This window comes from Streptomyces sp. DSM 41931, assembly GCF_050271085.1.
Classification (GTDB): Bacteria; Actinomycetota; Actinomycetes; order Streptomycetales; family Streptomycetaceae; genus Streptomyces; species Streptomyces albogriseolus.
Window position 1 is genome coordinate 3915062 of record NZ_CP189902.1, and the last position, 19248, is coordinate 3934309.

The window sequence follows — 19248 nt, forward strand, 5'->3', positions numbered from 1 at the left end:
CGCTCTACCCGCAGGAGCACCGTGGCAACTGGCCGAACTCACCGACCGGCGACCCGTAGCCGAGGGATTCCCGAGGCCACCGTCGCCCGGCTTCCGCTGTACCTCCGCGCCCTGACCGCGCTCTCCGAGCGCTCGGTGCCCACGGTCTCCTCGGAGGAGCTGGCGGCCGCCGCGGGTGTCAACTCCGCGAAGCTGCGCAAGGACTTCTCCTACCTGGGTTCCTACGGCACCCGGGGCGTCGGCTACGACGTCGAGTATCTCGTGTACCAGATCTCCCGCGAACTCGGCCTCACCCAGGACTGGCCGGTTGTGATCGTAGGAATCGGTAACCTCGGCGCCGCCCTCGCCAACTACGGAGGGTTCGCCTCCCGCGGTTTCCGGGTCGCCGCTCTGATCGACGCCGACCCCGCGATGGCCGGGAAGCCCGTCGCCGGCATCCCGGTGCAGCACACCGACGAGCTCGAGGCGATCATCCGGGACAACGGCGTGTCCATCGGCGTCATCGCCACCCCGGCCGGAGCCGCCCAGCAGGTCTGCGACCGGCTCGTCGCCGCCGGCGTCACCTCCATCCTGAACTTCGCGCCGACCGTGCTGACCGTCCCGGACGGCGTCGACGTGCGCAAGGTGGACCTCTCCATCGAGCTGCAGATCCTCGCCTTCCACGAGCAGCGCAAGGCCGGTGAGGAGGCCGCCGCCGAGGTCACCGCCGCCCAGGCCGCCGGCACCGCCCAGACCGCCGTCGCCGCCGGGCGCGAGGGCTCCGCCACCGACCAGGGGCCCGACGGGGACGTACCCGCCGTGATGCCGGCATGAGTCTCCTGGTCGTCGGACTGAGCCACCGCAGCGCCCCGGTCAGCGTGCTGGAGCGGGCGTCGCTGAGCGTGGAGGCGCAGACCAAGCTGCTGCAGGACACGGTCGCCGCGGAGCCCGCCTCCGAGGGCGCGGTCCTCGCCACCTGCAACCGCATCGAGCTGTACGCCGACGTGGACAAGTTCCACGCCGGTGTCGCCGAGCTGTCCACGCTGCTCGCCCAGCACAGCGGGGTCGGCCTGGAGGAGCTCACTCCTTATCTCTATGTGCACTACGAGGACCGGGCCGTGCACCACCTGTTCTCGGTGGCTTGCGGACTGGACTCGATGGTCGTGGGCGAGGGACAGATCCTCGGCCAGATCAAGGACTCGCTGGCCCGCGCGCAGGAGACGCACACCGCCGGACGGCTGCTGAACGACCTGTTCCAGCAGGCGCTGCGGGTCGGCAAGCGCGCCCACTCCGAGACCGGCATCGACCGCGCCGGGCAGTCCCTGGTCACCTTCGGCCTGGAGCAGCTCGCGCTCGGCACCCCCGTCGAGTCCTGGACCCGGGGCAAGAAGGCCCTGGTCATAGGCGCCGGGTCGATGTCCTCGCTGTCCGCGGCCACGCTCGCGCGCGCCGGGATCGCCGAGGTCGTGGTCGCCAACCGCACGCCCGACCGCGCCGAGCGGCTGGTGCGGATCCTGTCCGAGGGCGACGACACGGACGTGACGGCCCGCGCGGTCCCGATGACATCGGTGCCGTTCGAGCTGACACGTGCCGATGTGGTCGTTTCCTGCACGGGCGCGACCGGCCTGGTGCTGACCGCCGACATGATCGCCGCGGGCGTCGAGGGGCGGGTCGACGAGGCGCCGGTCGTCGACCTCGACGCCGTCGCCGAGGAGGACGCCCGCGAGAGCGCCCCGGCAGGGCAGCCGCCCGCCGAGGACGGCTGCCCGGTGGACCTGCCCACGGTGCGGCCCGGCTTCTCCGTGATGGGGGAGGCGGCCGTCGCCGGGATGGACGCGGCCACGCTGGAGCAGCACGGCGCGTGGGCGGCGGGCTCCGCCGTCGACCGCCGGGACGCCGCCCGCGGCACCGGACCCGAGGCGGACGCCGAGGTCATCGGCGCGCTCGCCGCGACCGCGACCGCGATCGGCCGCATCCCCGAGCGCCGGCGGCCCGAGCAGGTGGACGCGCCGCCGCGCCCCGAGCCCGTGCTGTTCCTGCTGGACCTCGCCATGCCGCGGGACGTCGACGCGGCGGCGCACCGCCTGCCCGGCGTGCGGCTCGTGGACATCGAATCGCTCGCGGAGGCCTCCGCGGACGCTCCGATGGCTGCCGATGTGGACCAGGTCCGGCGTATCGTCTTTGACGAGGTCGCCGCGTTCGGGGCGGCACAGCGGGCGGCGCACATCACGCCGACCGTCGTCGCCCTGCGGACCATGGCGGCCGACGTGGTGGCCGGTGAGATGGCCCGCCTGGAGGGGCGGCTCCCCGGCCTGGACGACAAGCACCGCGCGGAGATCACCCAGACCGTGCGACGGGTGGTCGACAAGCTGCTGCACGCCCCGACGGTCCGGGTCAAGCAGCTCGCGGCCGAGCCCGGCGGGGCCGGGTACGCGGACGCGCTGCGCACCCTGTTCGACCTCGACCCCGAGACGGTGGCCTCCGTCTCCCGCGCCGAGGAAAGCACCGAGAAGAACGCAGAGAACCGAGGGCCGGGATGACTGAGAAGGCACTGAGGCTGGGGACCAGGCGGAGCAAGCTCGCCATGGCCCAGTCCGGGCAGGTGGCGGATGCCGTGAGCCAGGTGACCGGACGGCCCGTCGAGCTCGTCGAGATCACCACGTACGGCGACGTCTCGCGTGAGCACCTCGCGCAGATCGGCGGCACGGGCGTCTTCGTCGCCGCGCTGCGGGAGGCGCTGGCGCGCGGCGAGGTGGACTTCGCGGTGCACTCCCTGAAGGACCTGCCGACCACGCAGCCCGACGAGCTGGTCGTGGCGGCGATCCCCGAGCGCGAGGACCCGCGGGACGTGATCATCGCGCGGGACGCGCTGAAGCTCACCGACCTGCCGCGCGGGGCGCGCATCGGTACCGGTTCGCCGCGCCGCATGGCGCAGCTGAACGCGTACGCGCGCAGCCACGGCATGGACATCGAGACGGTCCCGATCCGGGGCAACGTCGACACCCGCATCGGGTACGTCACCAAGGGCGACCTGGACGCGGTGGTGCTGGCGGCCGCCGGGCTCAACCGGGTCGGCCGCAGCGACGAGGTGACCGACTTCCTGTCGGTCGACACGGTTCTGCCCGCCCCCGGCCAGGGGGCACTGGCGGTCGAGACCACCGCGGACAACGCGGAGCTCATCGCCGCGCTCGCCCAGCTCGACGACCCGCTCACGCGGGCCGCCGTGACGGCCGAGCGGTCACTGCTCGCCGCCCTGGAGGCCGGCTGCAGCGCACCCGTGGGGGCGCTCGCCGACCTTCTGACTGACGGGCAGACTGTCAAGGAAATGCGCCTGCGGGGCGTCGTCGGCACGACCGACGGTTCCACGCTGGTGCAGCTGTCCACCACCGGTCCCGTGCCCGAGACGCACGAGGCGGCGACGGCGCTCGGTCGCGAACTCGCCACCGAGATGCTGGCGCAGGGCGCGGCCGGTCTGATGGGGGAGCGAGCACTTTGAGCCCCACCACTCTTCCCGCCCCTCCGGAACAAGGGCACGTCACCTTCCTCGGTGCCGGACCCGGGGATCCGGGACTGCTGACCCTGCGCGCCGTGGAGGCCCTGGCGAACGCGGACGTCCTCGTCGCCGAGCACGACGTGCTCGATGTCGTACGGACGCACGCCAGGCAGGGCGTCGCCGAGGTGCACACGGACACGGACACGTCTGCGTCGTCCACGCCGGGCACGGGCACGCCCCAGCTGACGGTCGTTGACGGCGCGTCAACAACCGCCGCTGTCCCCGCGAATAGGGATGCCGCACATCTTGTCATGGAGGCCGCGCGGGGCGGCAAGCGGGTCGTCCGTGCGGTGTCCGGCGACCCCGGGCTCGACGCCTACGCCGCCGAGGAGATGCTGGCGTGCGCCTCGGCCGGGGTGCCGTTCGAGGTCGTGCCCGGTGTCGCCACCGCGGTCGGCGTGCCCGCGTACGCCGGTGTGCCGCTGCGTGACGCCCAGGGCACCGACGTGCGGTTCGTCGACGCGCGCACGGCGTCCGACCGGTGCTGGACGGAGGTCGGCGCCTCCGACGGCACGGTGGTCGTGTCCACCACGCTGGACTCGGTGGCCGCCGCCGCGGGCGAACTGGTGTCCGCCGGACGTAAGCCCGACACCCCCCTGACGGTGACCGTCGCGGGCACCACGACCCGCCAGCGCACCTGGACGGCGACGCTCGGCACGATCGCGCAGACGCTGAAGCAGGCGAAGGTGCTGCCCTCCCCGGAGGGCGCGCGGCCCGTGATAGCCGTGGTCGGTGAGCGTTCCGCCGCCGCCCAGCGTGACCGGCTGGCGTGGTTCGAGTCCAAGCCGCTGTTCGGCTGGAAGGTGCTCGTGCCACGGACGAAGGAGCAGGCGGCGTCGCTCTCCGACCAGCTGCGGTCCTACGGGGCCGTGCCGCACGAGGTGCCGACCATCGCGGTCGAGCCGCCGCGTACGCCCCAGCAGATGGAACGTGCCGTCAAGGGCCTGGTCACCGGCCGCTACGAGTGGATCGCCTTCACGTCGGTCAACGCGGTCAAGGCGGTCCGCGAGAAGTTCGAGGAGTACGGGCTCGACGCCCGCGCCTTCGCCGGGATCAAGGTCGCGGCGGTGGGCGAGCAGACCGCGAAGGCGCTGATCGCCTTCGGCGTGAAGCCGGACCTGGTGCCGAGCGGCGAGCAGTCGGCCGCCGGTCTGCTGGAGGACTGGCCGCCGTACGACCCGGTCTTCGACCCGATCGACCGCGTCTTCCTGCCGCGCGCCGACATCGCCACGGAGACGCTGGTCGCGGGCCTCATCGAGCTGGGCTGGGAGGTCGACGACGTCACGGCGTACCGCACCGTGCGCGCCTCGCCGCCGCCGGCGGAGACCCGTGAGGCGATCAAGGGCGGCGGCTTCGACGCGGTGCTGTTCACCTCGTCGTCGACGGTCCGGAACCTGGTCGGTATCGCGGGCAAGCCGCACAACGTGACGGTGATCGCGTGCATCGGCCCGGCCACGGCGAAGACGGCCGAGGAGCACGGGCTGCGGGTGGACGTGATGGCTCCCGAGCCGTCGGTCCACAAGCTGGCTGAGGCCCTCGCCGACTTCGGCGCGCGGCGCCGGCTGGCGGCGCTGGAGGCGGGCGACCCGGTCACCCGGCCGAGCGAGCGGCGGCCGGGGGCGCGGAGGCGTCGCTCGACTACGTGAGGTGACGTGCGGTTCTCGACGGCGGGGCGTGCCCCAGGGCACGCCCCGCCGTCGTGTGTCCCGGTCGTCACGTGGCGACGGGCCACTCCAGCACGGTCAGCTCCGGCCACTGCCGGCGCCAGCGCTCGGTCTTGGCCTCGTACACCGCGCGCGGCGCGAGCACGGGGTTCGGCCGTACGACGAGCCCGAACACGTCGGACAGGCCGTGCGGTGCGTACACCCGCCACCGGCCGTCGGGCTCCAGGCGGACGCCCAGACAGCAGGTGGTCGCGGCGAAGCTGTCGATCGCCGCCTCGGTGGAGGTGTACGGGGCGCAGGGGACGCCGAACTTCTGCTCGTACCACAGATGGACGCGGGCCTCGTTGCGGATCTCCACCTCGGCGGGGAGGTCCGCGAAGGTCGCCGCCGCGGCGCGGATCACCTGGTCCTCCGCCTCCCAGGACAGGTCGCGGTCGTCGAAGTAGAAGACGTCGTAGTCCTTGATCCCCTCGGTGGGAGGTCTGCCCGTGACGACGTTCCACACGGTCTGGAAGAGACAGCCCGCCGTCAGGTACCAGCCGGGCAGGCCGAGCGTCGCCGTGCGGCGGAGCACCTCCAGCAACGTGTCGTTGCGGGACAGGGCGGCTCGCAGCGCGACGAGCTGCTCGTCCAGCGGGAGCCGGGCGGTCATCGCGTGCGCGAGGCGTAAGGGAGGAAGGACGTCCAGGCGGTGGGGGTGAGGGTGAGGCGGGAGCCTTGGGGGATCTTGGAGTCGCGGACGAGGATGTTCGCGGGGGTGGCGGCTACTTCGACGCAGTCGGGGCCCTCGTCCGTGCTGTGGCTGCTCTTCGTCCACACGGCGTGGGTGTTGGCCTTGAGGGTCATGTCTCTCCCAGCACTTTCTCGATGAGGGCCAGTGATTGCCGCGGGCTGAGAGCCTGCGCCCGGATGGCTCCGTAACGCATGTCGAGGAGCTGTACTTCCTTCCGGTCGGTGACCACACCGCTGATGTGCTGTACCTCCAGGTGCCCGACCGTGGTGCCGTCCCTGAGCCTGAGCAGCCGGAACGACCCGGCGAGGCCCGGGTTCTCCTCATGGCTCAGCGGGAGCACCTGAAGGTCGACGTGGGGGAACCTGCCGACGGTCAACAGGCGTTCGAGCTGCCCGCGCATCACCATCCTGCCCCCGAGGGGCCGGCGAAGCGTCGACTCGCACTGGACGAAGCTGAACAGAGGACGGGAAGTCGTCTCGCCGATGATCTCCTGGCGCGCGACACGGGCGGACAAGCGCTGTTCGAGTTCGTCCGCGGTGAACGGAGGCCGCCGGGCACCGAAGACGGCGCGGGCGTAGTCCGGTGTCTGCAACAGGCCGTGAATCACGGAGTTGTTATAGGCACCCAACTCGACGGCTTCGGCCTCCAGCTTCTTCAGGTCGCGCACGGTCTTCGGATACCGGATCTCCGCGACGTCCCTTGCCATCGCTGAGATCTTCCCGCCGGCGCCCAGCGCCGCGTCGACCGCGTCCAGATACTCGGGACGAGGAATCCGCCGTCCCCGCTCCACCGAGGAGACCAGTTCCTCGCCGTAGCCGATGGCCGCACCCAGTTCCGCCTGGGTGAGTCCCGCCGCCTCCCGCCACAACTTGAGCTGCCGTACGACCGTACGCATGACGGCCCCGGCCTCCTCATCGCCCAGCCACGCTTCCCACCCGCTCATCCCGCCGTCCTTCCGCCGCACGCCCTGCCCTGGACCAACTCCGACCGTCCGCAGGCGGTCACCCCGGGCAAGGCGGACAAAATCCGGACAGCTGGCCTACAGCCACAGGTCGCACGAGGTGCCCGTGCGCACAGTGCGCGCGAGTGAGGACACTGAGTGGCGAGAATCTGGGACTCCGCATCGCGGATCGGTCTCACCCGTCACGGCACCCAACACGTGGTGATCAACTGCCCCCGCACGGAGGGGCGGTCTGCGGGGCGGAGCCCAGCGACTTCGGGTACGGCCTGCTTCTGGTCGGCGAACTGGCCGACCTTGGCGCGTGCGGACAGGCCGGTGCCGTGCAAGACGGTATGGGCGGAGCCGGACTTCGGCCGGTGACGGAGTGTCCGTCAGCCGCGTGGGCCGGAAGTCGCGTCGACTGCTTGGTCAGGCAGCCGTGCTTCGACGATGATCGTGCCCAGTGCTTGGCCGGTGGGCGCGGGAAGGCACCGTGCCTCGACGTCGACGAAGCCATGCTTGTGTGCGATGGCGGCCCACGTCTCGGGAGGATGACACCAGCGGTCCACGGTCATCTCCCTGCCTTCAGGGCCCTTCCCGTACATGGGTTGGCGGCCGGTGAGGTGCTGGGGAGTCTCGCCGTGCGAGAAGGCGAACACCCCGCCCGGCGACAGTCGCTCGGCCACCAGGGGGAACAGCTCGTCCGGGTCGGTGAACCACACCGCGCCCCAGATCGAGTAGACGGCGTCGTACGTCTGGTCGTCGCTCCGGAGGAAGGAGCAGGCCTCTCCTTCTTCGATCGTCAGGGCGGGGACGTCCTTCCACCACCTGCGGGCCCGCTCGACCTGCACCGGGGAAAGGTCCAGTGCAGTAACGCGTACCCCACGGCGCGCCAGCCAGGACGCCTCCCGGCACTCGGCCGCCCCCAGTTCTAGTGCGGTGCGCGGCCGGCCGAGCAGTTCGGCTCCGGGGCCGTGACCTTCGTACTGCGTCCACTCGAAAGCCGTTACGTCGGGAGGCGGCGCCGGTCCGTCACGGTCCGGCTTGTAGCGGTCCCAGAAGAAGACGGGATCGTCAGAGGTACGGGGCATGGACGTCCTTGAGGGGAGGGGGCACGGTGCCCGAGCACCGTAGCCGCGGCCCACACGCGACACGCCACGAAGACACGAACGGGGGTCCGGGCGCCCGTGGTGGGCGCCCGGACCTCAGGTCGTGCTCGATCGATCAGTGGCAGTTCTCGCCCGGCCTGCACGGGCCGCACTTGGCGAAGTCGCGCTCCCACAGCTTCCAGTCCACCGGGAAGCCGTTCTCCGCGATGTTGTGGGCCGTGCGCTCCACCGAGCCGTCGTACTTGAACCCGATCTCCGGGATGTGCTCCAGGAACCGGCCACCGAAGTGCCGGGCGCAGAACTCGCGGTAGTTCTTCGTGTCCAGGATGAAGACGTGGACGGCGATGTCGACCAGGCGACCGCAGTACATCTCCAGTCCCTGACCCCACTTCTCCATTGCCGTGATCAGGTACGAGACCGCAGCGGCGAACAACCGCTCGGCCATGACCTCGTCGAAGGGGTGGTCACGCATGAGCAGTTGGACCTCCCGCTGCTGATATGGGCAGACGACACCGGCGGGGCAGCCCAGGTCACCCGGACGGCGGCCGGGCCGTTCAGCCGCCCTGCCCCGCGCTGCCGATCGGGCCGACCTTCACCGGGGTGCCGGAGCCGTCCGTGACGGGGAGGGAGCCGGCGCCCGGCCAGTCGAGGGTGACGGACTTGGTCTCGTCCGGCGGGGTGACGACCAGGCCCGTGATGCGGACGCCGGAGCCGCCGGAGTCGTTGACCGGGTAGACGACGGCGAAGGACACCTTCTCGCCGTCCTTGAGGACGACCGAGGGGGACTCCTCGCCGGTGCGCTCGGCGGAGAGCGAGCCCGCGCTGGTCTTCAGGTCGACGCCCGCGTAGCCCGAGAGCGCGCAGTCCCGGCCGCCGCCGTTGGTGAACGTCACCGCGACGGTGCCGTCGGTGTCGCCGTCGATGGTGGCGTCCGTCGCCGTGACGTCCAGTTCGTCGGTGCGGCACGTGGCGGTTTTGCCGTCCTCGTTGGTCCCGGTTCCGGCGACCGTACCGTCCTGCTGACCCTGCTCCTGGCCCTGCTCCTGGCCCGCGTCGCCGTTCGCGGCGGGGGCCGAAGTGGCCGGCTTGGGGTCGGCGGCGATGTCCTCGTTCTGGCAGGCGGTGAGCGAGAGGCCCGCGACGGCGGCCAGGGCGGCGATGGTGAGCTTGGTGACGCGCATGGTGTCTTCCTCGGTGTCGGTGGGAGTCCGTGTGACGGGCCGTCAGTGCGGCCGTCGCGCTCCACAAGAGCCGTCCCGCCCGCTCGCCGTTTCGCTCGACGACGCGTCCGGACACGCCTGTTACAGACGGAGGTATGCGCGGTGACATCCGTGCCGTGCCCGGCACGCACGGCGGTGTGCTGAAACCCGGTCGCCGGCCCGAGCCGGCCGGCCCGACGAGACGGAGCGGCTCTCGGGGCGCTCCGCCTTGTCGTTCCTCGCCGACGGCTCCGTACCTCGGGATGCGTCCTACTTGGACGTCGACTTCGGGGTGAAGACCAGCAGGCGGTCCAGGAGGAGCGAGGACAGGGCCGGGTGGGTGAGGGTCTCGGGCTGCATGTAGGCGCGTGCCACCGCCTGCATGCGGCTCATGTCGACGGGCCGGTCGGCGCCGAACTGGGCGCAGAAGTCGGTTCCGGCGGGCGGGAGTTCGGTGACGTGGGGGCCGGTCGGTCCGGCGTCGCCGGCCCGGCTGAAGGTCCAGGCGTAGAGCTGGTCCGCGTCCGGGCTGTCGGGGAGGTAGTCACGGGCGGTGCCCCGCAGGTCGCGGTGGTTCTTGGCGGTCACCGAGACGGCGGCCTCCTCGTCGGCGTAGAGCGAGATGCTGGAATAGCTCGCTTGCCGGGTGGCCACGTGGTTGGCGCCGTAGGCGACGACGAAGGAGCCGTCCGGGAGGCTGAAGCTCGGGCTCAGCGGGTCGTCGCCGTCGTTGGACAGGGCGCCGATGCCGGGGGTGGGGGGATCGATCACCTTGTTGGACTGCAGTCCCGGGTACGACTGCTCGAAGCCGCGCTCCAGCGCCACGTCGCGTGCCTCGAAGCCCGGGTGTGCGTCGATGATGCGCTGCCGCAGCTTCCGCAGCGAGGGGTTGAGGTCGAGCTCGGTGGCCCCGGTCCCGGCGACGCGCAGCCGGGGCACGGGCAGCGGGGCGGGCGCGTACACCGGCTTCGTCTGGTCGGCGGAGGCGCCCTTCGGGCGTACCCGCAGGATCTGGAGCGGGGGCGCGGCGCGGTAGTCGTCGAGCGCCTTCTCGAAGCCGGGCTCGGGCGCGGCCGTGCGGATGCCCAGCAGGAACTGGTCGGCGTCCTCGCCGAGGCCCAGGCGGAACATGGCCGGGGGAACGGTGGCGTCGTTGATCGCGCCGGAGAGCCCGGAGGCCGCCAGCATCTCGTGCACCTCGGCCCGCGTGCGCTCGTGCCCCGTGATCACGAGCGCGAACGGCTGCCCGAAGGGGGTGGACCCGGCCGTCTTCACGGTTCCCCTGTTGACCGGGTCGCCGACCGAGGGCCACAGCACCGGGCCGGTGTGCAGGGACCCCCTCACCATGCTGAGGTCGAAGGAGAAGTAGGCCTCCGGCGGCGGTGTCGTCCCGATCAGGACGACGGCCTCGTCCTCGCGCATACGCCAGGTGACGGGCGGGTTGGTGTTGGCCGTCTGTCCCGGTACCTCGGGCAGGTTGGTGACGATGTAGGGCGACTGGGGGTTGGGCCACATGCCGCTGAACAGGGCGCCCTCGCAGTACCTGCGGCTCATGTCGAACACGGCCTCGGAGCCCGACTGGGACACGTAGCCGGACCGGGCCACCTGGCGCTGGAACCGCGCGACGTGCGGGTCGGCCCGGCCCGGGGTGGCGGCGCGCGCCGTCGGGGAGGCGGGGGCGTGGACGGCCGTCCCGGCGAAGATGCGGTGGCCGTTGCCGTCCGAGGGGAAGCCGTGGGCCCGGGCGGCCTTGGCGATGCCGTCCTGGTTGGCGCGGTAGAGGTCGGGCCACTTGGCGCCGGATCCGTAGATCTCCTCCGCCATGGACCAGAGCGTGTCGCCGTCGGTGACGGTGCGGACGTCCTTCTCGCCGTCGTTGGCCGCGTCCTCGGCCGGCGGCGGAGCGGTCGGTGCGGTCGGTGCGGTGGGCGCCGGGGCGGCGGCCGGCGCGAGCGGCTGGGCGAGGGCCGTGGTCGCGGGGCACAGGACCGTGCAGCCGGCCGCGAGGCCGCTGACGGCCGTCACGGCCATGCGTCGCCGGCGTGACACTTTCGGGGGATGTATCGGAGGCTTTTGCACACAGAGCTCCGGGGGGTGAGTACGGAGAGTTTCCGCATGTCACGCTAGGTGTGGGCTCGGGGGTGTGCATGCGCCGTTCAGCCGGGCGGGTGAGGGACAGGGGCCTCGCCCGGGCGGGTGAGGCCCCTGTCCGGCGCGCAGTCGGCGCAGTCGGTCGTGGGCGGCCGGTGACGTCGAGGTCCGTCAGGACAGGGTGACCGGGCGCATGGCGAGGCCCTCCGTGGGCTGCCAGCCGGTGACGCGCTGGCCGTCGTCAGCCTGGAAGGACCCCTCGGTCGGCATCTCCAGCTCGACCGGTTCCTCCGCCTCGGCCTCGCCGCCCGGGCTGCCGAGGGTGAGGTTCATGAACGTCACCTCGTAGGTGTCCCGGTGGCCGCCGGTCGCGAGCACACCGGCGTACGCCTTCTCGCCGGGGGCGAGGGCGAAGGGCTCGCCGGGCTCCGTGCCCTCCATGACCGGGGCCGGGCCCTGCGCGTCGCCGAGCGTGATCTCGGGTGCGTTCTGCACCTCGCACGTCGTGCCGCCCGTGTTGACGGCGACGACCATGACGTGGCGCAGCTGCTCGCCCGGAGCGTCGTAGCGCGTGGCGGAGAAGGACAGGTCCTGGTGGGTGCAGAGGGCGACGCTGCCGGAGTCGTCCGCGTCGCCGTTGTCACCGTCACCGGGCGCTGCCGACGCGGCGGGGCTGGAAGCGGCGGGCGGGGTCGAGGGCGCGACCGCGACGTCAGCCTCGCCGGGCTCGCACGCCGTGGTCGCCAGCAGGGCGGCGGCGGCCGCCGCCCCGACGGCGTACGAGCGCAGGCCGTGCCGGGCTCTGCGGGTGCTGCGGATGGTCGTGTTCATGCTGTCTCCCCGTGGTCGGACCGCTACATGGGCGTGGTGCGGTCGGGGTGAGTCTGCAGCTCACGGCTCTTGACGAACCCTCGCCCGCCCGTGTTGTTACCGGCCGGGTACACATCTGTCGCCCGGTCACCGTCGCGGTGACCGTGGTGCGGTGGGCAGGGCACGCGGGCGGTCCACGTACGGGCGGGAGAGGACCGTGACGGCGACGGAGAGCGCGGCCAGGGCGGTCATCGTCGTGGCGGGGGAGAGGAACTGGGCCGTGGCGCCCGCGACCGCCGCGCCGATGCCCTGCCAGGTCATCCGGCCCGCCGACTCCACGCCCTGCACCTGGCCGCGCACCTGCTCGGGCGTGAGGGCGAGCAGCCGTTCCTGGAGGGGGAGCGTGGCCGCGAAGCCCGCGCTCGCCAGGAACACCGCGACCGCCGCCAGGGCCGTCGGCGGGTGCAGGGCGAAGAGGAGGTACGGCACGGCGAGCAGCAGCCGCAGCGGGAACGCGCAGCGGCGCCGCCACGCGGCGGAGAGCAGCCGGCCGACGGTCAGGTCGCCGAGGAGCATCCCCCCGGACGCGGCGGCCAGCAGGAGGCCGGCGTCCTCCTGGGCGTACGGGATGAACAGGGCCTCGCAGCCGACGATCAGGCCGTTGGGAACCCACAGGTTGAGCAGCAGGGCGCGCGGGCCGGAGCGGGACAGGAGCGCCGCGTTCGTCGTCCACGTCTCGCGCAGGCCGGGGCGGCGGGGCGGGCGGATGGAGCGTTCCCGTACGGTCGCCGCCGTCACGGCGAGAGCGGCCGCCGTCAGTCCGGCCGCCGCGAGGAACAGTCCTTGCGGGGTGAGATGGCGCAGCAGCACCGCGCCGAGGGCGAAACCGAGGACGGAGGTGCCGCCCGCGGTGATGTTCATCAGCGAGCGGGCCGGGACGTACGCGGAGGCGGGCACCACCTCGGCGAGCAGGCCCATGCGGGTCCCGGTGTTGAGGGACTGGAAGAAGCCGAGCAGGAGGAGCAGGGCGAAGCGGGCGGCGAGCGGCATGCCGGGGGCCGCCTGCGCGCAGGCGCCCGCGAGGGCGACGCACTGGAGCGCGACCAGGGTGCGGCGCGGGCGGCTGCCGTCCGCGACCGACATCAGCGTGGTCGCGCCGAGCACGGTCGCGAAGGTCGCGCCGTACATGCTCACGGCGGTGAGGAACGGGGAGCCGGTCGACCGGTCGACGAGCGTGCCGAGCGCGAAGCCGGAGAGGGTGCTCGCGCCGACCGTCAGCGTGAAACCGGCGTACAGGCCGGCGAACTCGCGGTTGCGGAGCAGTGCGCGGTAACCGGGCGTGGGATGTGGGGCGTTGGTGTCGGAGGGCATGAAAAAAGCCTTTGGGCTGCCCTGTCGGGGCGCGCCAAAGGCTGACCGAGGGATCATAGCGGGTCCGGGGCGGCTCCCGGACCCGGTTCAGGCCAGGGTGCGCAGTGCCTTGCCCAGCAGCGCCACGCCCTCGGTGAGGGCGTCGGGCGGATTGGCGGCGTACCCGAGGACCAGGCCGGGACGGCCGGGGAGCTGCCGGTGCCAGGAGAGGGGGTGACACTTGACGCCCAACGACAGTGCGGCGGCGGCCAGTTCGGTGTCGGGCACGTCCGGCGCGTAGGTGACCGTCAGGTGTAGCCCCGCCGCCGCGCCGTGCACGACCGCGCCCGGGAGGTGCTCGCGGACGGCGGCGATCACCGCGTCCCGGCGGCGGACGTGCCGGGCGCGCAGCAGCCGCAGATGCCGCTCCAGATGACCCGTCTCCATCAGCCGGGCCAGGACGAGCTGCGGCAGCACCGCGCTGCCCAGGTCGGTGAAGCGCTTCGCGTCGGTCAGCGCCTCCAGATGCCGCCGCGGCGGGACCAGCCAGCCGGTGCGCAGGGCCGGGGCGAGCAGCTTGGACACGCTGCCCATGTAGCAGAGACGGTCGGTGAGCAGGGAGCGCAGCGCGGGGACGGGCGGGCGGTCGTAGCGGTGCTCCGCGTCGTAGTCGTCCTCCAGGATCAGCCCGCCGTCCGCCGCCCACCGCAGCAGCTCGCGGCGGCGCTCCCCGCTGGTCACCACGCCGGTCGGGAACTGGTGCGCCGGGGTGAGCAGCACCGCCGGGGCGCCGGTGGCGCGCAGCGCGGCGACGTCCGGGCCGTGCGCGTCCACCGGGACGGGCGGGGTGGACAGGCCGCCGTGCGCGAGGTGCTGCCGGGTGCCGAGCGAACCGGGCTCCTCCACCGCGACCGCTGTGATGCCGTCCGCGCGCAGCACCGGGTGCAGCAGGGTGAGCGCCTGGGCGATGCCCGCGACGATCAGGATGCCGTCCGGGTCGACCGCGATGCCCCGGCTGCGCGCCAGCCAGTCGGCGACCGCGCGGCGCAGCCGGGGCGCGCCGCGCGGGTCGCCGTATCCCAGGTCCGCGCTGGACAGTTCGGCGAGCACGGCCCGTTCGGCGCGCAGCCAGGCCGTGCGGGGGAAGGCGGACAGGTCGGGACGGCCCGGGGTGAGGTCGATCCGGGCGCCGGCGGCGCGCAGCGCGTCGAAGGCGCGGGAGTCCGGGGAGCCGGTGAACGGCCCTGCGGACGAGGGCTGTTCGGTGCGCGACGGTGGCGGCGGCGGGGGCGCCGCGACCACGACCGTGCCGCCGCGCCGGCGCCCCTCGACATGCCCGTCCTCCGCGAGCCTGCGATACGCCTCGGTCACCACGCCCCGCGAGACGCGCAGTTCGGCGGCGAGCAGCCGGGTGGCCGGGAGCCTGCTGCCGACGGTCAGCCTGCGGTCGGTGATCGCCTGCCGCACCTGTCGCGCGAGCCAGTCGGCCTTGCCGTCCGCGGGCACGTCGTCCGCCCGCAGCTGGAGGAAGTCCGAGCCGTGTGTCGTCGCGCCGTTCCTGTCGGTCACCGTGTTCATGGTGCCATGCCCGGCTACGGCACCCGGGCGTCGTCATCGAGGGTGAACTCCGGTGCGTCGGGCGGGAGGAGAGCGGTGACCGGCGTGACCGGCCAGTGCGCGGCCAGTTCCTCCGCGAGGGTGTCCAGCGTCCGCGCGACCGTGTCCGCCCCGCCCTCGTGCATCGCCTCCGCCACCACGAGGACCCGGCGCGTGCCGTCCCTCACCGCCGAGTGGCCGCTCTGCCGGTTCGTCCAGCGGCGGGCGTGCGCGCGTCCGGCCGCGTCGGCGTACGTCACCTCGCCGGGGGCCGGGTGCTCGGTGCGGCCGTCGAAGGTCGTGTACTCCTCGTCGCCGTGCGCGGGCCGCACCTCGAGCAGCGGGCCGGTGATCCGGTCGGCGTCGAGCGCCGCGACCGGCACGGCGTACGCGACGGAGACCGCGTTGCACAGGTCCACGACCGGGTGGATGCGGGGCAGGGAGCCCTCCTTGCGCAGGCGGCGCAGCAGGGACTCGGAGGCGCAGCGGTACTGCGTCGGGCGCAGCCCCATGCGGGCGAACGTCCGCCGCCACGCCAGCACTTCGGGAAAATGACTCTCGGGGCCGTCGGCGAGCCGGGTGAGGGCGCGGGCGGTGTACTCCGCCACGCGCGCACCCACGTCCGCCGTGGCGTCGACGCCCGAGGCGTGCAGGGCGCCCGCCGCCAGGCCCGGGTGGGCGGACCGGACCGCCTCCGCGTGCCGGAAGAGCATCAGGCCACCGCCATCCGGGCGCTCAGGCCGACGAAGCTCGCCGTGAAGACGGCGCGCAGGCCGGTGGTGATCCGGGGGTGGGCCATCAGCCGGTCCCGTACGGCTGCCGCGCACACGCCGTACGCGGCGAAGACCACGAGGGTCAGGGCCATGAAGACCCCGCCGAGCTGGAGCATCAGGCCGAGCGAGTCGGTGGAGCCGGCCGGGACGAACTGGGGGAGGAAGGCGACGAAGAACAGCGTCGGCTTCGGGTTCAGCACGTTGATCAGGACGGCCGTCGTGATCACACGGAGCGCGGGGCGCGGCTCGGACTCCGGGCGGACGGTGAACGCCTCCTTGTCGCGCAGCATCGCCCACGCCATGTACAGCAGGTAGGCGACGCCCGCGTACTTCACCGCCGCGTAGGCGAGCGGGCTGGAGGCGAGCAGGGCGGCGAGGCCGGTGACGGACGCCAGCAGGTGGGGCACGACGGCGAGCGTGCAGCCGAAGGCGGCCACCAGGCCCGCGCGCCGGCCGTGGGAGAGGCCGGCGGCGAGTGTGTAGACCACGCCGGTGCCGGGGGTGACCACCACGGCCAGGGCGGCCAGCAGGAACGCGAGACTCAAGAGAACCTCCGGGGAACGTCGGTTTCTCCCAGCCTGGTGGCGTCATGGACCGGTGGACAGAGCCAAAGAGGGGCCGTCGGGCAGGTCCACAATGTGCGTTCAGTGGGGGGAGCGGCCCGGTGTCGACGTCAGGCCAGGGCCTCGGCCGTCGCGCGGGCGAAGGCCTCCGGGTTGTCGAGCATGACGTTGTGGCCGCAGTCGGGGACCGGGACCACGCGGACGCCCGCCGCCTCCAGGTCCGCCGCGCCGGGGAAGGGGCCGTCGGCCTCCGGGTACAGGAAGGTGCGCGGGACCGGGAGGGCGAGCAGCAGCTCCCGCATCGTGGGGGTCGTGCCGCGGACCAGATGGGTGGCGCTGCGGTGCAGGGCCTCCAGGCCCGCCAGCCGCATCGTCGACCACCAGTGCCCGCCCGCGAGGTCCCGCGTCTCCCGCCAGCCGCCCGCGAGGAACTCCTCCTCGCCGTACGCCGCGATGCCCCGGCTGCCGGGGGCGCCCCGCTCCGGTGTCAGCGGGTCGAGGTTGGCGTCGACCAGGACCAGCCGCGACACCAGCTCCGGGTGGCGGGCGGCCAGGACGACGGCGACCGAGCCGCCCATGCTGTGCGCGACCACCTCGGCGCCGGTGACCCGGGCGGCGCGCAGCGCGTCGGCGAGCGTGTCCGCGTGGTCCTCCAGGGTGTAGGCGAAGGCGGTGGGCCGGTCGCTGTGGCCGTGGCCGAGGAGGTCGACCAGCAGGGACCGGTGTCCGGCCAGCAGCGGGTGGACGGCGGTCCCGGTGAAGTAGGCGGGGGAGGTCGCCCCCAGACCGTGGACGTACACGCGGGCCGGGTCCCGGCCCGGCAGCTCGACCCAGCGGATGCGGTCGCCCTCGGTCGTCACGGCGGCGCTGTGCACGGTCAGGTGCCCCTTCGTCTCACGGTCGCGGAAGACGAGCACCGTATCCGACGGATGCGGGCCACCGCGTCGCCGGTGCCGGCCGCGCCGACTGTGCGTCGGCAAAGGCACGGGCGGGGCGGGCGTAGCGTAGGCGGTATGACGACGTACGGATCCTTCCCCGGCACGCGCCCGCGGCGTCTGCGCACCTCCCCGGTGATGCGGCGGATGGTCGCCGAGACCCGCCTGCACCCCGCCGACTTCATCCTCCCGGCCTTCGTGCGCGAGGGCGTCGCGGAGCCGGTGCCGATCTCGTCGATGCCGGGGGTCGTGCAGCACACCCGTGACAGCCTGAAGAAGGCCGCCGCCGAGGCCGTCGCCGCCGGCGTCTCCGGGATCATGCTGTTCGGCGTGCCGGAGGAGTCCAAGAAGGACGGCGTGGGCACCGCGGGCACCGACCCGGACGGCATCCTCCAGGTCGCCCTGCGGGACGTCCGCGCGGAGGTCGGCGACGACCTGCTCGTCATGTCCGACCTGTGCCTCGACGAGTTCACCGACCACGGCCACTGCGGCGTCCTCGACGACCAGGGCCGCGTCGACAACGACGCCACGCTCGAGCGGTACGCCGAGATGGCGCAGGTCCAGGCCGACGCGGGCGCCCATGTGGTCGGCCCGAGCGGGATGATGGACGGGCAGATCGGCGTCATCCGCGACGCCCTCGACCAGATCGGCCGGGACGACGTCGCGATCCTCGCCTACACCGCGAAGTACGCCTCCGCCTTCTACGGCCCCTTCCGGGAGGCCGTCGGCTCCTCGCTCCAGGGCGACCGCCGCACCTACCAGCAGGACCCGGCCAACCTCCGCGAGTCGATGCGCGAGCTGGAGCTCGACCTGGAGGAGGGCGCCGACATGGTCATGGTCAAGCCGGCCGGCCCCTACCTCGACGTCCTCGCCAAGGTCGCGGACGCGGTGGACGTGCCGGTCGTGGCGTACCAGATCTCCGGCGAGTACGCGATGATCGAGGCCGCCGCCGAGAAGGGCTGGATCGACCGCGACAAGGCGATCCTCGAGTCCCTCACCGGCATCCGCCGGGCCGGCGCGCGCACCGTGCTCACCTACTGGGCCACCGAGGTGGCCCAGCAGCTGAACTCCGCCCGGTGACGGCCGCCGCTCAGTAGGCGAGCGCGTCGTCCATCGAGGACTGCCAGTACGTCACCGTCAGGCTGCTGTCGTAGTACACGCCCTTGGCCGGCAGGGACGGGATCGCGGCGGGGCCGCCGTCGCTGTTCGGCGTGCGGGCCTGGAAGCCGACGGTGAGCTTCTTGCCGGTGGCGCCGCCCGAGCCGCTGCCGTCGGCGGCCGACAGGACCACCCCCGCGTACGCCGACTCGCCCGGACCCAGGGTGACGACGGCCTGCGGCTTGGAGTCCTCGATCGGCTGCGGCACCCACTGCATCTCGTCGAACCGCAGCACCGGGTAGTAGGTCAGGTCGCAGTTCTTCGCGCCGGTGTTCTTCACCGTGATCAGCATGTGGTTCACCGGGCGGGAGACCGGCGCGGCCGTGACGCTCGTGTTCGCGCCGTTGCAGGGGTTGAACGTCGCAGGGGCGTCCTCGGACCCGTCTGACGTGCCGGCCGAGGAGCCCTTGCTTCCGCTGTCACCGGAGCCGGACGCGTTCCCGCCGGATCCGCCGGACCCGTTCGCGGTGGAGCCGTTCCCGCCGCTGCCCGAGGGGGACTCCTCCGGCGCCTGCGAGGAGGCGCCGGAGGGCGCCGACGCGACGGGCTGCGAGGCGGACGCGCCCTCGTCACGGGTGCCGGTGCCGTCCTGGCAGGCGGTCAGGGCGAGCGAGGCGACGGCGACACCGGCGGCGGCGAGCAGCTGGAGACGAGAGGTGCGCATGGCGGATTCCTTGTCATCAAAAGGGACTTGGCGCAGCCGCTCGACCGGTCGGCGGGAGCGGCGTGCTTGGATGACCAGAGCGTGCGGTGTGATCCGTCCCGGCCGCCACCGCCGACGGGCGATCCGGGACG

19 protein-coding genes are annotated in these 19248 nt (G+C 73.1%); 5 read left to right on the forward strand and 14 right to left on the reverse strand.

Translation table 11 applies throughout. The features are described from left to right. Nucleotides 1–21 precede the first annotated feature (21 nt). Genes ACP7TJ_RS18235 through ACP7TJ_RS18250 form a run of 4 tightly spaced genes read left to right on the forward strand, consistent with a single transcriptional unit; the run spans nucleotide 22 to nucleotide 5178 of the window. Complete coding sequence (locus ACP7TJ_RS18235; RefSeq protein WP_189911844.1) at nucleotides 22–813, forward strand: redox-sensing transcriptional repressor Rex; 792 nt, start codon at nucleotides 22–24, stop codon at nucleotides 811–813. Next, nucleotides 810–2519 carry a glutamyl-tRNA reductase gene (locus tag ACP7TJ_RS18240; RefSeq protein ID WP_266399533.1) on the forward strand — a complete coding sequence of 570 codons (1710 nt, stop codon included), beginning with the start codon at nucleotides 810–812 and terminating at the stop codon, nucleotides 2517–2519. Before ACP7TJ_RS18235 ends, ACP7TJ_RS18240 begins: the two co-directional genes overlap by 4 nt. Continuing rightward, complete coding sequence (gene hemC, locus ACP7TJ_RS18245) at nucleotides 2516–3475, forward strand: hydroxymethylbilane synthase (RefSeq protein ID WP_093765301.1); 960 nt, start codon at nucleotides 2516–2518, stop codon at nucleotides 3473–3475. The genes ACP7TJ_RS18240 and hemC overlap by 4 nt, the downstream gene beginning before the upstream one ends. Further along, nucleotides 3472–5178: a uroporphyrinogen-III synthase gene (locus tag ACP7TJ_RS18250; protein WP_093765302.1), complete on the forward strand. Its 1707-nt coding sequence runs from the start codon at nucleotides 3472–3474 to the stop codon at nucleotides 5176–5178. Before hemC ends, ACP7TJ_RS18250 begins: the two co-directional genes overlap by 4 nt. A gap of 67 nt (nucleotides 5179–5245) precedes the next feature. Here ACP7TJ_RS18250 and ACP7TJ_RS18255 read toward each other — a convergent pair whose 3' ends face one another. The 13 genes from ACP7TJ_RS18255 to ACP7TJ_RS18315 form a co-directional block, all read right to left on the reverse strand. Further along, nucleotides 5246–5848, reverse strand: coding sequence for a nucleotidyltransferase family protein (locus tag ACP7TJ_RS18255; protein ID WP_427763901.1), 603 nt, complete (start codon nucleotides 5846–5848; stop codon nucleotides 5246–5248). Then, the gene (locus ACP7TJ_RS18260) at nucleotides 5845–6042 is read right to left on the reverse strand and encodes a DUF397 domain-containing protein (RefSeq protein ID WP_367426199.1); all 198 of its coding nucleotides are present in this window, start codon (nucleotides 6040–6042) and stop codon (nucleotides 5845–5847) included. Before ACP7TJ_RS18260 ends, ACP7TJ_RS18255 begins: the two co-directional genes overlap by 4 nt. Continuing rightward, nucleotides 6039–6872: a helix-turn-helix domain-containing protein gene (locus ACP7TJ_RS18265; RefSeq protein ID WP_427763905.1), complete on the reverse strand. Its 834-nt coding sequence runs from the start codon at nucleotides 6870–6872 to the stop codon at nucleotides 6039–6041. Before ACP7TJ_RS18265 ends, ACP7TJ_RS18260 begins: the two co-directional genes overlap by 4 nt. A gap of 389 nt (nucleotides 6873–7261) precedes the next feature. Further along, the gene (locus ACP7TJ_RS18270) at nucleotides 7262–7960 is read right to left on the reverse strand and encodes a class I SAM-dependent methyltransferase (protein ID WP_427763908.1); all 699 of its coding nucleotides are present in this window, start codon (nucleotides 7958–7960) and stop codon (nucleotides 7262–7264) included. 133 nt (nucleotides 7961–8093) lie between these two features. Beyond that, nucleotides 8094–8450: a hypothetical protein gene (locus ACP7TJ_RS18275; protein ID WP_427763911.1), complete on the reverse strand. Its 357-nt coding sequence runs from the start codon at nucleotides 8448–8450 to the stop codon at nucleotides 8094–8096. Between the two features lie 82 nt (nucleotides 8451–8532). Beyond that, the gene (locus ACP7TJ_RS18280) at nucleotides 8533–9159 is read right to left on the reverse strand and encodes a DUF4232 domain-containing protein (protein ID WP_404714848.1); all 627 of its coding nucleotides are present in this window, start codon (nucleotides 9157–9159) and stop codon (nucleotides 8533–8535) included. 288 nt (nucleotides 9160–9447) lie between these two features. Further along, nucleotides 9448–11208 (reverse strand): LysM peptidoglycan-binding domain-containing protein, encoded by a 1761-nt coding sequence (locus ACP7TJ_RS18285; protein WP_427763914.1) that lies wholly within the window; start codon nucleotides 11206–11208, stop codon nucleotides 9448–9450. Between the two features lie 231 nt (nucleotides 11209–11439). Further along, nucleotides 11440–12099: a DUF4232 domain-containing protein gene (locus ACP7TJ_RS18290; RefSeq protein WP_189911840.1), complete on the reverse strand. Its 660-nt coding sequence runs from the start codon at nucleotides 12097–12099 to the stop codon at nucleotides 11440–11442. A gap of 126 nt (nucleotides 12100–12225) precedes the next feature. Beyond that, nucleotides 12226–13449 carry a hypothetical protein gene (locus ACP7TJ_RS18295; RefSeq protein ID WP_427763917.1) on the reverse strand — a complete coding sequence of 408 codons (1224 nt, stop codon included), beginning with the start codon at nucleotides 13447–13449 and terminating at the stop codon, nucleotides 12226–12228. Between the two features lie 87 nt (nucleotides 13450–13536). Next, a complete protein-coding gene (locus ACP7TJ_RS18300) occupies nucleotides 13537–15006 on the reverse strand; it encodes a PLP-dependent aminotransferase family protein (RefSeq protein ID WP_427763920.1) in 1470 nt (489 codons plus the stop codon). Between the two features lie 14 nt (nucleotides 15007–15020). After that, complete coding sequence (locus ACP7TJ_RS18305) at nucleotides 15021–15737, reverse strand: B3/B4 domain-containing protein (RefSeq protein WP_266548104.1); 717 nt, start codon at nucleotides 15735–15737, stop codon at nucleotides 15021–15023. Next, on the reverse strand, nucleotides 15737–16342 hold the full coding sequence (locus tag ACP7TJ_RS18310) for a LysE family translocator (protein ID WP_167745134.1): 606 nt from the start codon (nucleotides 16340–16342) through the stop codon (nucleotides 15737–15739). Before ACP7TJ_RS18310 ends, ACP7TJ_RS18305 begins: the two co-directional genes overlap by 1 nt. Before the next feature lie 128 nt (nucleotides 16343–16470). Next, nucleotides 16471–17235 (reverse strand): alpha/beta fold hydrolase, encoded by a 765-nt coding sequence (locus ACP7TJ_RS18315; RefSeq protein WP_189911836.1) that lies wholly within the window; start codon nucleotides 17233–17235, stop codon nucleotides 16471–16473. Nucleotides 17236–17373: 138 nt separating this feature from the next. Between ACP7TJ_RS18315 and hemB the strand changes: the two genes are divergently transcribed. Further along, nucleotides 17374–18375, forward strand: a complete 1002-nt coding sequence (hemB, locus tag ACP7TJ_RS18320) for a porphobilinogen synthase (protein WP_093765310.1) — start codon at nucleotides 17374–17376, stop codon at nucleotides 18373–18375. A gap of 10 nt (nucleotides 18376–18385) precedes the next feature. Here hemB and ACP7TJ_RS18325 read toward each other — a convergent pair whose 3' ends face one another. Beyond that, complete coding sequence (locus tag ACP7TJ_RS18325; protein WP_427763926.1) at nucleotides 18386–19117, reverse strand: DUF4232 domain-containing protein; 732 nt, start codon at nucleotides 19115–19117, stop codon at nucleotides 18386–18388. Nucleotides 19118–19248 lie beyond the last annotated feature (131 nt).

What these genes read in the sequence shown, in the direction of transcription:
- ACP7TJ_RS18240 (WP_266399533.1), top strand. Translation starts at nt 810, where the DNA reads ATGAGTCTCCTGGTCGTCGGACTGAGCCACCGCAGCGCCCCGGTCAGC.
- ACP7TJ_RS18285 (WP_427763914.1), bottom strand. Translation starts at nt 11,208, where the DNA reads ATGGCCGTGACGGCCGTCAGCGGCCTCGCGGCCGGCTGCACGGTCCTG.
- ACP7TJ_RS18265 (WP_427763905.1), bottom strand. Translation starts at nt 6,872, where the DNA reads ATGAGCGGGTGGGAAGCGTGGCTGGGCGATGAGGAGGCCGGGGCCGTC.
- ACP7TJ_RS18280 (WP_404714848.1), bottom strand. Translation starts at nt 9,159, where the DNA reads ATGCGCGTCACCAAGCTCACCATCGCCGCCCTGGCCGCCGTCGCGGGC.
- ACP7TJ_RS18270 (WP_427763908.1), bottom strand. Translation starts at nt 7,960, where the DNA reads ATGCCCCGTACCTCTGACGATCCCGTCTTCTTCTGGGACCGCTACAAG.
- hemB (WP_093765310.1), top strand. Translation starts at nt 17,374, where the DNA reads ATGACGACGTACGGATCCTTCCCCGGCACGCGCCCGCGGCGTCTGCGC.
- ACP7TJ_RS18305 (WP_266548104.1), bottom strand. Translation starts at nt 15,737, where the DNA reads ATGCTCTTCCGGCACGCGGAGGCGGTCCGGTCCGCCCACCCGGGCCTG.
- ACP7TJ_RS18300 (WP_427763920.1), bottom strand. Translation starts at nt 15,006, where the DNA reads ATGAACACGGTGACCGACAGGAACGGCGCGACGACACACGGCTCGGAC.
- ACP7TJ_RS18260 (WP_367426199.1), bottom strand. Translation starts at nt 6,042, where the DNA reads ATGACCCTCAAGGCCAACACCCACGCCGTGTGGACGAAGAGCAGCCAC.
- ACP7TJ_RS18325 (WP_427763926.1), bottom strand. Translation starts at nt 19,117, where the DNA reads ATGCGCACCTCTCGTCTCCAGCTGCTCGCCGCCGCCGGTGTCGCCGTC.
- ACP7TJ_RS18255 (WP_427763901.1), bottom strand. Translation starts at nt 5,848, where the DNA reads ATGACCGCCCGGCTCCCGCTGGACGAGCAGCTCGTCGCGCTGCGAGCC.
- ACP7TJ_RS18295 (WP_427763917.1), bottom strand. Translation starts at nt 13,449, where the DNA reads ATGCCCTCCGACACCAACGCCCCACATCCCACGCCCGGTTACCGCGCA.
- hemC (WP_093765301.1), top strand. Translation starts at nt 2,516, where the DNA reads ATGACTGAGAAGGCACTGAGGCTGGGGACCAGGCGGAGCAAGCTCGCC.
- ACP7TJ_RS18290 (WP_189911840.1), bottom strand. Translation starts at nt 12,099, where the DNA reads ATGAACACGACCATCCGCAGCACCCGCAGAGCCCGGCACGGCCTGCGC.
- ACP7TJ_RS18275 (WP_427763911.1), bottom strand. Translation starts at nt 8,450, where the DNA reads ATGCGTGACCACCCCTTCGACGAGGTCATGGCCGAGCGGTTGTTCGCC.